12 protein-coding genes are annotated in these 14,722 nt (G+C 69.9%); 4 read left to right on the top strand and 8 right to left on the bottom strand.

What is annotated here, in order from left to right; translation table 11 throughout:
* A partial coding sequence (locus AOK00_RS29440) for an RICIN domain-containing protein (protein ID WP_173861671.1) occupies positions 1-525 on the top strand: 525 nt, incomplete at its 5' end.
* A 57-nt stretch (positions 526-582) separates the two neighbouring features.
* Here AOK00_RS29440 and araD read toward each other — a convergent pair.
* The 4 genes from araD to AOK00_RS29420 form a co-directional block, all read right to left on the bottom strand.
* Complete coding sequence (gene araD, locus AOK00_RS29435; protein ID WP_055603271.1) at positions 583-1,296, bottom strand: L-ribulose-5-phosphate 4-epimerase AraD; 714 nt, start codon at positions 1,294-1,296, stop codon at positions 583-585.
* Between the two features lie 38 nt (positions 1,297-1,334).
* Positions 1,335-2,843, bottom strand: a complete 1,509-nt coding sequence (gene araA / locus AOK00_RS29430; protein WP_055603270.1) for an L-arabinose isomerase — start codon at positions 2,841-2,843, stop codon at positions 1,335-1,337.
* A 74-nt stretch (positions 2,844-2,917) separates the two neighbouring features.
* A complete protein-coding gene (araB, locus tag AOK00_RS29425) occupies positions 2,918-4,624 on the bottom strand; it encodes a ribulokinase (RefSeq protein WP_055603269.1) in 1,707 nt (568 codons plus the stop codon).
* 411 nt (positions 4,625-5,035) lie between these two features.
* On the bottom strand, positions 5,036-6,082 hold the full coding sequence (locus AOK00_RS29420) for a LacI family DNA-binding transcriptional regulator (protein WP_015037908.1): 1,047 nt from the start codon (positions 6,080-6,082) through the stop codon (positions 5,036-5,038).
* Between the two features lie 226 nt (positions 6,083-6,308).
* Between AOK00_RS29420 and chvE the strand changes: the two genes are divergently transcribed.
* From chvE to mmsB, 3 genes are read left to right on the top strand one after another with little or no spacing between them, the layout of a single operon-like run.
* Positions 6,309-7,418, top strand: a complete 1,110-nt coding sequence (gene chvE, locus AOK00_RS29415; protein ID WP_055603268.1) for a multiple monosaccharide ABC transporter substrate-binding protein — start codon at positions 6,309-6,311, stop codon at positions 7,416-7,418.
* A complete protein-coding gene (mmsA, locus tag AOK00_RS29410; RefSeq protein ID WP_173861670.1) occupies positions 7,415-9,058 on the top strand; it encodes a multiple monosaccharide ABC transporter ATP-binding protein in 1,644 nt (547 codons plus the stop codon). The genes chvE and mmsA overlap by 4 nt, the downstream gene beginning before the upstream one ends.
* Positions 9,055-10,299, top strand: a complete 1,245-nt coding sequence (mmsB, locus tag AOK00_RS29405; protein ID WP_055603267.1) for a multiple monosaccharide ABC transporter permease — start codon at positions 9,055-9,057, stop codon at positions 10,297-10,299. Before mmsA ends, mmsB begins: the two co-directional genes overlap by 4 nt.
* A 75-nt stretch (positions 10,300-10,374) precedes the next feature.
* Here mmsB and AOK00_RS29400 read toward each other — a convergent pair whose 3' ends face one another.
* The 4 genes from AOK00_RS29400 to AOK00_RS29385 form a co-directional block, all read right to left on the bottom strand.
* Complete coding sequence (locus AOK00_RS29400) at positions 10,375-11,442, bottom strand: aldose epimerase family protein (protein WP_079042255.1); 1,068 nt, start codon at positions 11,440-11,442, stop codon at positions 10,375-10,377.
* 129 nt (positions 11,443-11,571) lie between these two features.
* The gene (yjfF, locus tag AOK00_RS29395) at positions 11,572-12,570 is read right to left on the bottom strand and encodes a galactofuranose ABC transporter, permease protein YjfF (protein WP_055603266.1); all 999 of its coding nucleotides are present in this window, start codon (positions 12,568-12,570) and stop codon (positions 11,572-11,574) included.
* Complete coding sequence (locus AOK00_RS29390; RefSeq protein WP_055603265.1) at positions 12,567-13,682, bottom strand: ABC transporter permease; 1,116 nt, start codon at positions 13,680-13,682, stop codon at positions 12,567-12,569. The genes yjfF and AOK00_RS29390 overlap by 4 nt, the downstream gene beginning before the upstream one ends.
* Positions 13,679-14,722 (bottom strand): sugar ABC transporter ATP-binding protein (locus tag AOK00_RS29385; protein ID WP_055603264.1); only part of this gene is annotated, 1,044 nt, incomplete at its 5' end. The genes AOK00_RS29390 and AOK00_RS29385, both read right to left, overlap by 4 nt.

Below are 14,722 nucleotides of genomic sequence, written 5' to 3'. Positions count from 1 at the left end.
TGGGGCGTGCGCGACACCGATTCCTGGCGAGCCGAGCACACGCCGCTGCTGTTCAACGGCGACGGCAGCAAGAAGCCCGCCCACACCTCCGTCCTCAACGCGCTCAACGCCGTCTCCCCCAACCCCACTCCGACCCCCTCCCCCGGCTCCGGAGCGATCAGGGGAGTCGCCTCGGGCCGCTGCCTGGACGTACCCGGTGCCGTGACCACCGACGGCACCCAGCTCCAGCTGTGGGACTGCAACAACCGCACCAACCAACAGTGGACCCACACCTCCACGGGTGAGCTCAGGGTCTACGGCGACAAGTGCCTGGACGCCGCCGGCACCGGCAACGGCGCCAAGGTGCAGATCTACGGCTGCTGGGGCGGCGACAACCAGAAGTGGCGCCTCAACTCCGACGGAACCATCGTCGGCGTCCAGTCCGGCCTCTGCCTCGACGCCGCCGCCAACGGCACCGCCAACGGCACCCTGATCCAGCTCTACTCCTGCTGGAACGGCGGCAACCAGCGCTGGACGCGCACCTGACCCGCTGCGGCGCACCAGGGAGGGGAGTCAGGATGATCCTGGCTCCCCTCGGCGCGGTCAGGCAGAGGGAGGGTTGCCGTAGTAGGCGTCGGGGCCGTGCTTGCGCGTGAAGTGGCGGTCCAGCACGTGTTGCGGGGGCTCGACCGTGCCCAGGGCGATGGTGTGGAGGGCCATCTCGGCCACCGCCTCGCAGATGATGGCATGCTCCAGGGACGTGGTGGCGTCGGCGCCCCAGGTGAACGGGCCGTGGTGGGCGACCAGGGCGCCCGGGACCTCCCGGGCCCGTGTGTCGTCGCTGCCCAACAGGTCCACGATGACCTGGCCGGTGTTGTACTCGTAGTCCGTGGCGCACTGCAGGGGGGTGAGGGCCGCGGTGACGGGGACGGGACCGTTGAAGGTGTCCGCGTGGGTCGTACCGAGCACCGGTATCGGACGCCGGGCCTGGGCGAAGGCGACGGCGTGGGTGGAGTGCGTGTGGGTCACGCCTCCGATGGAGGGGAAGGCCAGGTAGAGGCTCCGATGAGTCTCCGTGTCGGTGGACGGTCGCAGGTGGCCTTCCACGACGCTTCCGTCGGACAGGGAGACGACGACCAGGTCCTCCTCGCCCAGCACGTCGTAGGCCACGCCCGAGGGCTTGATGACGAAGACACCGGCTTGTCGGTCCACACCGCTCACGTTGCCCCAGGTGAGAGTGGCGAGCCCGGCTCGGGGGATGCGGAGGTTGGCCTCCAGTACCTCTCGGCGCAGTTCCTTGGAAACGGCGGTGCTCACGGAGGGCTCCGTCCTGGTGGGAGGGGTGGCGGGGGTGCTCACAGGCTCTGGGCCAGACGGTGGTAGGCCTGGTTCCAGCGCAGCTCGCGCGTGAAGCGCCGGATGGTGGTGTCCTCGTCGATGACGGCGAGTTCGGTCCGCAGCATCTCGGCGAGGTCGTCGAGCTCCTCGCCGCCGAGGGCGGTGGTCAGGACGGTGTGGTGCGGTGCTCCGGCCGTCAGCCAGGCCTCGGTGGAGGTGCGCAGGTCGGGGCGGGGGCGCCAGACGGCTCGGGCGACGGGGAGCTTCGGCAGCGGCTCGGGCGGCGCGACGACGTCGATGTGGTTGGCGACGAGGCGGAACCGGTCGCCCATGTCGGCGAGACCGACGACGACGGCCGGACCCGGGTCCGCGTCGAAGACGAGGCGGACCGGGTCCTCTCGTCCGCCGATGCCGAGCGGGTGGAGCTCGCAGGTGGGCGTGGCCGTGGTGAGGGAGGGGCAGACCTCGAGCATGTGGGCGCCGAGGATGAGCTCCTGGCCGGGCGTGAGGTCGTAGGTGTAGTCCTCCATGAAGGAGGTACCGCCGGGCAGGCCGTGGGCCATCGCCTTCAGTGTGCGCAGCAGGGTGGAAGTCTTCCAGTCACCTTCGCCGCCGAAGCCGTAGCCGTCCGCCATCAGGCGCTGCACGGCGAGGCCGGGCAGCTGGCGCAGGCCCCCGAGGTCCTCGAAGTTGGTGGTGAAGGCGCGGAACCCGCCTTCGGTGAGGAAGGTACGCAGGCCGGCTTCGATGCGGGCGGCATGGCGCAGGGAGTCGTGACGCTCGCCGCCGGGCCGCAGCTCGGGCGCGAGGGCGTAGAGGTCCTGGTACTCCTTGACGAGGTCGGCGACGGTGTCGTCGGGAGCGGCGTCGACCGCGGCGACGAGGTCGTTGACGCCGTACGTGTTGACCGAGACCCCGAACCGCAGCTGTGCCTCGACCTTGTCGCCTTCGGTGACGGCGACGTCGCGCATGTTGTCGCCGAACCGGGCGAGTTTGAGGGTGGTGAGTTCTGACCGGCCGATGGCGGCGCGTGCCCATCCGGCGATGCGGTCGACGACGTCGGGGGTGGAGACGTGGCCGGCCACGGTCTTGCGCGGGACACCGAGGCGGGTCTGGACGAAGCCGAACTCGCGGTCGCCGTGGGCGGCCTGGTTCAGGTTCATGAAGTCCATGTCGATGGTGGACCACGGCAGTTGGCGGTTGGCCTGGGTGTGCAGGTGCAGCAAGGGCTTGCTCAGGGCATCGAGGCCGGCGATCCACATCTTGGCCGGGGAGAAGGTGTGCATCCAGGCGATCAGGCCGATGCAGCGGTCGTCCGCGTTGGCCTCCAGGCAGACCGCGCGGATGGCGGCCGCGTCGGTGAGGACCGGCTTCCACACCAGGCGGACGGTCATCCGGGGCTGCCCGGCGAGGGTGTCGCAGATGGCGCGGGACTGGTCGGCGACCTGGGCCAGGGTGTCGTCGCCGTAGAGGGCCTGGCTTCCGGTGAGAAACCAGATCTCGCGGTCGGGCTGGGCGAGCGTCATGTCGGGTGTGCTCCTCGGAGGTGCTGGGGCGGAGAGGTCGGGCCGATGGAGGCCGGGGCGAAGAGGCGCCCCGGTCAGCCGGTGGTGCCGAGGCGGGCGGCGTTGCGGATCCGTCGCAGGCGGTGCAGGAGGAGGTCTGCTCCGGTACCGAAGTGGTCGTGCAGGGCGCGGTACTCCTGGAACAGCGCGTCGTAGGCGTCCGCCCGTGCGGGGTCGGGCAGGTACGCGTGGCGCTGGACGCTGCCCATCACGGAAGCGGCGGAACGGACGTCGGGGTAGGCGCCCGCGGCGACGGAGGCGTGGATGGCGGAGCCGAGCGCCGGCCCCTGTTCGGAGGTGCCGACGGACACGGGTCGGCGGAGCACGTCGGCGTAGATCTGCATGAGCAGCGCGTTCTTCCTCAGCCCACCGGTGACGATGAACTCCTCGACCGGGATCCCGCCGCCCTCGAAGGTCTCGACGATCATCCGGGTGCCGTAGGCGGTGGATTCGAGCAGGGCCCGGTAGACGTCCTCGGGCCGGGAGTCGAGGGTGAGGCCGGCGATGACTCCGGAGAGATGGTGGTCGACCAGGGTGGAGCGGTTGCCGTTCATCCAGTCCAGGGCGACCAGGCCGTGCACGCCGACCGGCTGGTCCGCGGCCTTGCGGGTCAGGAGTTGGTGGAGGTCCTCGCCCGATGCCTCGGCCTCGGCGCGGTAGTGGTCCGGGACGCCCTGGCGGAGCCACCAGGCGAAGATGTCGCCGACCGCACTCTGGCCGGCCTCGTAGCCGTAGGCGCCCTCGACGATGCCTCCGTCGACGACCCCGCAGATGCCGGGTACCTCGGCGAGGGTGGCGCCGTTGAGGACGTGGCAGGTGGATGTTCCCATGATGGCGAGCATCCGGCCGTTCTCCACGGCGCCCGCCGCGGGTGCGGCGACGTGGGCGTCGACGTTGCCCGCCGCGACGGCGATGCCCTCGGCGAGACCGGTCCAGTGTGCGGCCCGGCTGCTCAGGGTGCCGACGCGGGAGCCCAGCGGGGAGAGGGGGTGCTCCAGGCGGGTGGCGGGGAAGTCGGCGAAGTCCGGGTGGAGTCCGGCGAGGAAGTCGGGCGAGGGGTAGGTCCCGTCCTGGTGGATGCCCTTGTAGCCGGCGGTGCAGGTGTTGCGGGACTCGGTGCCGGTCAGCTGCCAGACGATCCAGTCGGCCGCCTCGATCCAGCGGGCGCAGGCGGCGTAGACGGCCGGATCCTCTTCCAGGACCTGCAGGGCCTTCGCGTACTGCCACTCGGAGGAGATCTTGCCGCCGTACCGTGCGATCCACTTCTCGCCGCGTGCGTGAGCGAGGGCGTTGATGCGGTCGGCCTGGGCCTGGGCCGCGTGGTGCTTCCACAGTTTGGGCCAGGCGTGCGGGCGGTCGGCCCACTCGGGCGTCAGGGCGAGCGGGGTGCCGTCCGGGGCGGTCGGCAGGACCGTGCAGGCGGTGAAGTCGGTGGCGATGCCGATGACGCGGGCCGGGTCGACCCCCGCGTCGGCGAGCGCCGCCGGAACGGCGGTACGCAGGACGTCGCGCCAGTCCTCGGGGTGTTGCAGGGCCCAGTCGGGGGGCAGGGGGGCGCCGGTGGAGGGAAGGTGGTCCTCGATGACTGCGTGGCGGTACTCGTGGACCGACGAACCGAGTTCGGCGCCGTCCCGGACCCTGACCACGACGGCGCGCCCGGAGAGGGTGCCGAAGTCGACTCCGATGGTGCATGCCTCGGGGTGGTGAGGGGCTGCGGGGCCGGAAAGGGTGTGTGTGGTCACGATGCGGTCTCTCTCGTCATGAGCAGGGCCAGAGGAGCACTCTGATTGTTAACGCTCACAATTGACTTGGACAAGAGTTGCGTGCAGTTCTGTCGAACATTCGGCAGGCAGAGGGACCTCTGAAGTGAGCGCTCACCTACCGTCCGGAGGCAGCCCCGGCGTCGCGACCAGCCCTGCGGGAGGCGAGAGGCGGGAGGGCCGAGGGGGCTGAACGCTCGGGGGCGCTTGCGGGGGTGGACCGACGCGCGTGCGCCGCCGGACGCCAACGCCAGACGTCAGGCGGCAGACGCCAGACCCCAGACAGCAGACAGCAGACAGCAGACAGCAGACAGCAGACAGCAGACAACAGACAACAGACAGGACACCCGTCACCGGCCGCCAGGAGCTGGTGGCGAGAGCCCGCCCACCGCGTCAGGATTCGTTCGAGGGGCGCGTGCTCGCGCGCATGATGAGCTGCGGTTCCACCAGGAGGTGCTCGGCCTTCCGGGCGCGACCCTCGATGTGGTCCACCAGGAGCCCGATGCTCCGGCGCCCGATGGCGGCGAAGTCCTGGCGGACCGTCGTCAGCGGCGGAGGGAAGAACTCGGCCTCCGGGATGTCGTCGAAGCCGGCGACGGCGACCTGCCCGGGGGTGCGGATCCCGCCCTCGCGCAGCGCCCGCAGGACGCCGAGCGCCATCTGGTCGTTGGCGACGAAGACGGCCGTGACCGGTGTCGCCCCGCGGCGGGCCAGGGCGAGTCCCGCGAGTTCCTGTCCCGCCCGGTACCCGGACAGCGGGCTCCAGTCCCCCGTCAGTACGCGCGGAGGGCGGATGCCGCTCTCCTCCAGGACGGTGCGCCATCCCGCGGTGCGGGCCTCGCTCTCCAGCCAGTCGTCGGGCCCCGCCACGTGCCAGACATTGCCGTGCCCGGCGGCGAGCAGGTGCTCCGTGACCATGCGGGCGCCGAGTTCCTGGTCGAGGGAGACTCCGGGAAGGTCGAGCTGATGACCGCCCTCCACAGTGACCACGGGGAAGGGCGCGTCCAGTTCGGCGAGCGCCTGCACGTGCGAGCGTTGCGGGGTGATGGCGACGACGCCCTCCACACCCCAGGACGCGAGGTGGTCGATGGCGTCCTTGAGCCCCTGGCCCTCTCCGGTGCGCAGACTGACGGTCGAGACGAGGTAGCCCTGCTCCCGGGCCGCCTCCTCCAGGCCGGTCAGGGTGCTGGCAGGGCCGTACAGGGCGGTGTTGACGGCGATGACACCCAGCGTCCTCGTACGGCGCGTCACCAGGGCGCGCGCGGCGGAGTTGCGACGGTAGCCCAGCCGCTCGATGGCCAGGGTGACCTGTTCCCGGGTGGCCGCGCGCACGTTGGGGTGATCGCTCAGCACCCGGGAGACGGTCTGGTGGGAGACCCCCGCCTCTCGTGCGACGTCGGCCATCGTCGGCGGGCGGACGTCTTCCGCGGGATGCGCCACGTTCGCCTCCCTTCTCCCAGCTTACGGCTGTGTATCGATGCGAGAAAAACCATAGCGCCTCTTGTATCACGCTGTTGTGAGCGCTAACAATCTACCTCGACCGGGGCGCCGCCGCCCCGGCCACCCAGCCGGAACGGCGCCGTCCCGGTGGTGCGAGCTCACGCGCTGCCGCCGGACCCGTCCCTCGGCCGGAGCCGCCCTCGACGACGGGATTGCCAGGTAACCCATGAAGAAGTTCCGATCCGCATCCGCCTTCCTGGCCGTGACCACCGGCTGTGCCCTGCTCCTGACAGCCTGCGGGCAGAACAGCGAGGGCGGCAGCCAGGACTCGAAGGACACGAAAGACCTCACCATCGGCATCGCGATGCCCACCAAGTCCTCCGAGCGGTGGATCGCCGACGGCCGCAACATGACCGAAAGCCTCAAGAAGGCCGGGTTCGCCACGACCCTGCAGTACGGCGAGGACGACCCCGACCAGCAGGTCGCCCAGATCGAGAACATGATCACCCAGGGCGTCGACGCCCTGGTCGTGGCCGCCATCAACGGCGAAGCCCTGGCCAACGTCCTGCAGCAGGCGGCCGACGCCCACATCCCGGTCATCTCCTACGACCGGCTCATCCTGGGCTCCCCGCACGTCGACTACTACGCCTCCTTCGACAACGAGAAGGTCGGCGAGCTCCAGGCCACGTACATCGTGGAGAAGCTGGGGCTGAAGGCCGGCTCGAAGAAGGGCCCCTTCAACATCGAGCTGTTCGCCGGGTCCAACGACGACAACAACACCAAGTACTTCTTCAACGGCGCCATGAAGGTGCTGAAGCCCTACCTCGACAAGAAGCAGCTGGTCGTACGTTCCCAGCAGACCCAGCTGAACCAGGTCACCACGTTGCGCTGGGACGGAGGGACGGCGCAGAAGCGCATGGACGACCTGCTGACCTCCTCGTACTCCACCGCCCGGGTCGACGCCGTGCTGTCCCCCTACGACGGCATCTCCATCGGCATCCTGTCCGCCCTGAAGTCCGACGACTACGGGAGCGCCGCCAAGCCGCTGCCGGTGGTCACCGGCCAGGACGCGGAGGTCGCCTCCGTGAAGTCGATCATCGCGGGCCAGCAGACGCAGACCGTCTACAAGGACACGCGTGCGCTGGCGCAGGTCGCCGCGGACATGGTGACCGCCGTCCTCGCCGACAAGAAGCCCGAGATCAACGACGACGCCACCTACGACAACGGCAAGAAGGTGGTTCCGGCCTTCCTGCTCGATCCGGTCAGCGTCGACAAGTCGAACTACCGGAAGGTCCTGGTCGACTCGGGCTACATCAACGCCGAGGAACTGCGGTGACGCCCGCCCCGGCCGGCTCCCCCAAGGTTCCCGTCTCCGTCTCGTCCCCGTCCGGCCCCGTCCTCGAGATGCGGTCCATCGTGAAGACCTTCCCCGGGGTCAGAGCACTGTCCGACGTGACCCTGTCCGTGGAGCGCGGCGAGGTGCACGCCCTGTGCGGAGAGAACGGTGCCGGCAAGTCGACGCTCATGAAGGTCCTGTCCGGCGTCCACCCGCACGGCACCTACGAGGGCGAGATTCTCTTCGAAGGCGAGCCGTGCCGGTTCAAGGACATCAGGGCCAGCGAGCAGCGCGGCATCGTCATCATCCACCAGGAGCTCGCACTCGTTCCCCACCTGTCGATCGCCGAGAACGTCTTCCTCGGCAACGAGCCGTCCCGGCGCGGGATCATCGACTGGCACGAGGCGCTGCGCCGTGCTTCCGAACTGCTCAGGCGGGTCGGGCTCGACGAACACCCCGAGACCCGGGTCGCCGACATCGGTGTCGGCAAGCAGCAGCTCGTGGAGATCGCGAAGGCGCTGGCGAAGAACGTCCGCCTACTGATCCTCGACGAGCCCACCGCGGCGCTCAACGACGAGGACAGCGCGAAGCTGCTGCGGTTGATGCGGGAGCTGAAGAGCCAGGGCATCACTTCGATCATCATCTCGCACAAGCTGAACGAGATCGCCCAGATCGCCGACTCCGTCACCATCCTGCGCGACGGGCGCTCCATCGAGACCCTCGACGTCAGGGACCCCGCCACCACCGAGGAACGCATCATCCGCGGCATGGTGGGGCGGGATCTCGACAGCCGGTTCCCCGACCGCACGCCGTACGAGGGCCCGGCCGACGCCGACCCTGTCCTGGAGATCCGGGACTGGACCGTACGTCACCCCCTCGACCGCGGCCGCAAGGCCGTCGACGGGGTCTCGCTCCAGGTCCGCCGCGGGGAGATCGTCGGCGTCGCGGGACTCATGGGTGCGGGCCGGACCGAACTCGCGATGAGCGTCTTCGGCCGTTCCTACGGCCATTACGAGCAGGGCACCGTGCTCAAGAACGGCCGCGAGGTACGGACACGCACGGTCCCCGAGGCGGTCGCCCACGGCATCGCGTACGTCACAGAGGACCGCAAGCACTACGGGCTCAACCTCGGGGACTCCGTGAGCCGGAACATCTCGCTCGCGTCCCTCGGCGCCCTCGCCCGCCGCGGCGTAGTCGACGGGCATGAGGAGCGCAAGGTGGCCGAACGGTACCGGCGGACCATGGACATCAAGGCTCCGAACGTCCTCGAGCCGGTCGGCCGCCTTTCCGGCGGCAACCAGCAGAAGGTCGTTCTCAGCAAGTGGATCCTCGCCGGGCCGGACGTCCTCATCCTCGACGAGCCCACCCGCGGAGTCGACGTGGGAGCCAAGTTCGAGATCTACACCGTGATCGACCGGCTCGCCGCCGAGGGCAAGGCGATTCTCCTCATCTCCTCCGAGCTGCCCGAACTGCTCGGCATGTGCGACCGCGTCTACACCATGGCCGCAGGCCGGCTGACCGGCGAAGTCGCCCGCGAGGACGCCACCCAGGAAGTCCTGATGCGGCACATGACACAGGACACCCCCGTATCACCGGCGGTCACCACAGGCGCCGCCTCCAGCGAAGGACACCAGGCATGAGCGCCGACGTCAGCACGAAAGCGACCACACCGGCGCCCCCGGGCCGCGGGGCTCCGTCCACCGGGGCACCGCTGGCCCGGGTGCTTCTGGACGGCGTCCGGCGGAACATGCGCCAGTACGGGATGCTCTTCGCCCTCGGCCTGATCGTGCTCCTGTTCCAGATCTGGACGGGCGGCGACCTCCTGCTGCCGCGGAACGTCTCCAACCTGGTGCTGCAGAACAGCTACATCCTCATCCTGGCCATCGGCATGATGATCGTCATCATCTCCGGGCACATCGATCTGTCCGTGGGCTCCCTGATGGCCCTGGTCGGTGGCATCGGGGCGGTACTCATGGTCGAGCACCATGTGGCCTGGCCCGTCGCGGTGCTCCTCACCCTGCTGCTGGGAGCCGTCGCCGGCGCCCTGCAGGGCTTCTTCATCGCGTATGTCGGCATACCGTCGTTCATCGTGACCCTCGCCGGCATGCTGCTGTTCCGCGGGCTCACGGAGATCTTCCTCAAGGGTCAGACGCTCGGCCCGTTCCCGGACGGCCTGCAGAAGGTCGCCAACGGCTTCCTGCCGGAGGTGGGACCGCAGACCAACTACCACAACGGGACCCTGCTCCTCGGCCTGGGGCTGGTCGCCTACGTGGTGTTCCAGGAGGTGCGGGACCGCCGTCGCCGGCGCGAGTTCGCTCTGGAGCCGCTCCCCACGGGCCTGTTCGCGCTGAAGCTGACGGCACTGGTCGCTGCTGTCCTGGTCACCACCCTGCTGCTCGCGAGCTACAAGGGCGCCCCCGTGGTCCTCCTGATCCTGGCCGCGCTGCTGGTCGGCTTCGGTTACGTGATGCGCAACGCGGTGATCGGCCGCCACGTGTACGCGATCGGGGGGAACCTGCCGGCCGCCAAGCTGTCCGGGGTCAAGGACAAGAAGGTGACCTTCGCCGTGTTCCTCAACATGGGAATGCTCGCGGCGCTCGCCGGGCTCGTCTTCGCCGCGCGCTTCAACGCGGCCTCGCCGAAGGCGGGCGTGAACTTCGAACTGGAGGCCATCGCCGCCGCGTTCATCGGAGGGGCGTCGATGAGCGGTGGAGTCGGGACCGTCCTGGGAGCCATCATCGGCGGCCTGGTCCTCGGCGTGCTCAACAACGGCATGAACCTCGTCGGGGTGGGCACCGACTGGCAGCAGGTCATCAAGGGCCTGGTGCTCCTCGCGGCGGTCGGCTTCGACGTGTGGAACAAGCGCAGGGCGGGTGCCTGACGTCCCTCCGATCATGGCTGTGCCCGCCGGCTCCTCCACCGGCGGGCACAGCCATGTCAGCGTGCGCGTACGCGGTCAGCCGCGCGTGCTGAACCGCAGGACCGTCCTCGACCGGTACTCGTCGCCGGGGCGCAGCACCGCGGAAGGGTCACCGGGGCGGTTCGGGGAGTCGGGGAAGTGCTGGGTCTCCAGCGCGATGCCGGCGCCCGCCCGGTAGGGCGTGCCGCTCTTGCCGAGGACCGTTCCGTCGAACTGCCCCGCGGTGTAGACCTGCAGTCCGGGCTCCGTGGTCAGCACCTCCATGCGGCGGCCGGTGGCAGGCGCGTACAGGACGGCGGCGGGGCGCAGTGCCTCGTCGCCATGCGGGCTCAGGACGAAGTTGTGGTCGTACCCGCCGTCCACGCCGGGGCGGGCCAGGGCGTCGGCGATCCTCAGCGGGCGGCGGAGGTCGAACGCGGTGCCGGAGACGGGGCGGTGGTCCCCGTGGGGAAGGAGGTCGTCGTCGACCGGCGTGTAGTGGGAGGCGTGCACGGCGAGTTCGTGGTCGAGGATGTCGCCGGTGCCCTCGCCGTCGAGGTTGAAGTACGCGTGGTTGGTCAGGTTGACCAGGGTGGTCGCGTCGGTGACCGCCGAGTAGGTGAAGGCGAGTTCGCCGTCGCGGCCGATGAGACAGCTGACGGTGACGTCCAGGGTTCCCGGAAACCCCTGGTCGCCGTCCGGGCTCCGGAGGCGCAGGAGCACACCGGTCCACTCCGGGGTGTGCACGCTCTCGGCTTCCCAGAGGCGGGTGTCGAAGCCGTCGGTGCCGCCGTGCAGGCAGTGGCCGTTCTCCTGCGTGGTCAGCCGGTACGGCTTCCCGTCCAGGGAGAACCGGCCGTGTGCGATGCGGTTGGCGTAGCGGCCGACGGTGGAGCCGAAGTACCGGGCGGTATCGGCCGCCCGGGCGGGGTCGTGGGGAGCGAGGACGATGTCGGCCGGGGTGCCGTTCCGGTCCGGCGCCCACAGCCCGTGGAGGCGGGCGCCGCGGGTGTGCACCTCCGCCGTGAGTCCGCCGGAGAAGCCGAAGGTCCATCGTTGTCCGGCGTACGGTTCGGGGCGGCAGACCGGGGGGACCCCGGTGATGGGGGACGGTGATGGGTTCATGGAGGTTCCTTGTCGGCGAGAGGGCGCAGCCCGAAAAGGCGCAGCCCGAAAGGGGCAGGGATGGCCCTGCCCCACCCTGGTCTCGTTCGTACGCGGAGGACGGCTCGGGGTTCGCCCTCGGCGAGGGGTCTATTCCGCCTGGCGCGATCCTCCGAAGAGGCGTTGGAGGAGGATGAAGACGAACAGCAGACCGCCGATGACGATGCGGGTCCACCACGAACTGAGCGTGCCCTGGAAGCTGATGATGGTCTGGATCAAGCCGAGGACCGTCACGCCAAGGGCGGTTCCCAGGACGAAACCGGAACCACCGGTCAGCAGCGTCCCGCCGATCACGGCGGCGGCGATGGCATCGAGTTCCATGCCGACGGCGTGCAGGGCGTAGCCGGACAGCATGTAGAAGGTCAGCAGCAGACCGCCGAGGGCGGAACACAGGCCGCTCACGGCGTACACCGCGACCTTGGTGCGCCCTACGGGCAGGCCCATGAGACGGGCGGAGGTCTCGTTGCCGCCCAAGGCGTAGACGGTGCGGCCGAAGCGGGTGTGGTGGAGGACGACGAAGGCGAGCGCCAGCACGACCAGGGCGATGACCACGGCGGGTGAGACGAACAGGCCCCCGGGCAGGAGCACCCGCGTCTGGGCGATCCGCGTGGTCGTCGGGTCGGTGAGGGAGATGGACTCGGTGCTGATCATGTAGCACAGGCCGCGGGCGAGGAACATGCCCGCGAGAGTGACGATGAAGGGCTGGATCTCGAAGGCGTGGATCACCCAGCCCATGAGGGCCCCGCCCCCTGCTCCCACCAGCAGGACCACCGGCACCGCCAGGGCGAGCGGCAGCCCGTTCTGTTCGACGAGCCAGGCCGTCAGCATGGTCGACAGGGCCACCATGGAGCCGACCGAGAGGTCGATCCCGCCTGTGAGGACGACGAACGTCATGCCGATCGCCACGACGAGCAGGAAGCCGTTGTCGATCAGGACGTTGAGCAGGACCTGGGCGGAGAAGAAGCCTTCGTACTGCATGGAGCCGATCGAGAACATCGCGACCAGCAGCGTGGCCGTCACCATGAGCGGCAGGCGGGCGGCGTGCCGTGCCGAGAAGCGGTGGAGCGGCTTGGTGAGGGTGGTGCTCACGGGTGGACCTCCTGCTGGCGGGCCGTCAGGTCGCCGGCCGCGGCGGCCGGGTCCGGGGCGGCCGTTCGGCGACGGCGTGAGAGTCGCGCGCGGAACGCGGGCGACTGGACGAGACACACGACGATGACGACCAGGGCCTTGAAGACGAGGGTGGTCTCGGGCGGTACGCCGAGGGTGTAGATCGTGGTCGAGAGGGTCTGGATGATCAGCGCGCCCAGGACCGTCCCGCCGAGGGAGAAGCGACCGCCTGTCAGGGCGGTGCCGCCGATGACGACGGCGAGGATCGCGTCCAGTTCGATCCACAGGCCGGCGTTGTTGCCGTCCGCACTGGACACGTTGGAGCTGATCATCAGGCCTGCCACCGCGGCGCACACGGCGCTGACGACGTAGACCATGACCAGGAGGCCGACTGCCCGGATGCCGACGAGTCGGCTGGCGACCGGGTTGCCGCCCACCGATTCGATGAGCAGTCCGAGCGCGGTCCGCCGGGTGACGAGGGAGGTGACGGCGACGAGGGCCGCAGCGAGGAGGACGGCGAAGGGGAGGGTGAGCCAGTAGCCGCCGCCGATCATCTTGTACGCGCTGCTGGACACGCTGATGATCTGGCCGTCGGTGATCAGCTGGGCCACGCCGCGCCCGGCGACCATGAGGACCAGCGTGGCGACGATGGGCTGGACGCCGAGCCGGGCGACGAGGAAGCCGTTCAGCAGTCCGATCCCGGCGGCCACGCCGACCGCCACCGCGATCGCCGACAGGACGGTGGACAGGCTCCCCGGGTCCTTCGCGGTGGCGATGTGCTCGCACGCGAGGGCGCCGGCGATGGCGACCGTCGAACCGACCGAGAGATCGATGCCCCGGGTGGCGATCACGAGCGTCATGCCGAGCGACACCAGGATCAGGGGGGCACCGAACTGCAGGATGTCGATCAGGCTGCCGTACAGGTGTCCGTTCTGGACGCGGACGGCGAGGAAGTCATGGGTGAACACGACGTTCCCCACCAGCAGGGCGGCCAGCACTGCGGCGGGCCAGAACAGGCGGTGCGCGATGAGCCGCCGGGCGCCGGGGGCGCGGACCGGACGCCCCCCGGCGCCGGTGTCGTCAGGTGGTGTCATGAGGTGGCTCCGGTGGCGATGGCGCCCAGGATCCGGTCGGGCGTCAGTGTGGGGTCGTTGGAAAGGGTGGCGACGAGCCGGTGGTCGCGCAGGACGCCCACGCGGTGGCTCAGCCTCAGCACCTCCTCGAGTTCGGCGGAGATGAAGAGGACCGCGGTGCCTTCCGCGGCCAGGCGGGTGACCAGTTTCTGGATCTCCGTCTTGGCGCCGATGTCGATGCCCCGGGTCGGTTCGTCCAGGATCAGCAGATCGGGGTCGGTGAGCAGCCACCGGGCGAGCAGCACCTTCTGCTGGTTGCCTCCGCTGAGGTTGCGGACCTGTGCCTCGGGGGCGGCCGGGCGGATGTCGAGGACCTCGATCCACCGGGCGGCGATCTCTTCCTGCCGGGTGCGGGAGAGGGGCCTGGTCCAGCCGCGTGCGGCCTGGAGGGCGAGCACGATGTTCTCGCGGACGGTGAGTTCGCCGATCAGGCCCTCCGCCTTGCGGTTCTCCGAGCAGAAGGCGATCTTGTGGGCGATCGCGGCGCGCGGGGATCGCAGGACGGCACGCTCGCCGTCGATCCGGAGCTCTCCTCCGTCGGCGTGGTCGGCTCCGAAGAGCAGCCGGGCCGCCTCGGTGCGTCCGGAGCCGAGGAGCCCGGCCAGGCCGATGACCTCGCCGCGGTGGATGTCCAGATCGTAGGGCTGGACGCCACCGGTCCGCGCGAGACCGCGGGCGCTGAGGAAGGGCGTGTCCCCGGAACCGGGGCCGTCAGTAGTGCCGGTGTGGGAGGTCTCGGCCAGTTCGTCGAGAATGCGCAGTTCGCTGCCGACCATGCGGTGTACGAGAGTGACCGGTGTCAGCTCGTCGATCCGGTACTCGCCTTCGAGGCGCCCGTTGCGCAGGACGGTCACCCGGTCGCACAGGTCGAAGACCTGGTCGAGGAAGTGGGTGACGAAGAGGATCGCGACACCCCGGTCGCGCAGTCTGCGGACCAGGGTGAACAGCTGGGCGACTTCGTCCCGGTCGAGGCTGGAGGTGGGCTCGTCGAGGATGAGGAC

It is taken from the genome of Streptomyces aureus, assembly GCF_001418135.1.
Taxonomy (GTDB): Bacteria; Actinomycetota; Actinomycetes; order Streptomycetales; family Streptomycetaceae; genus Streptomyces; species Streptomyces aureus_A.
The sequence above is the reverse complement of the archived record's forward strand: the minus strand, read 5'-3'. Positions and strand labels throughout refer to the sequence as shown.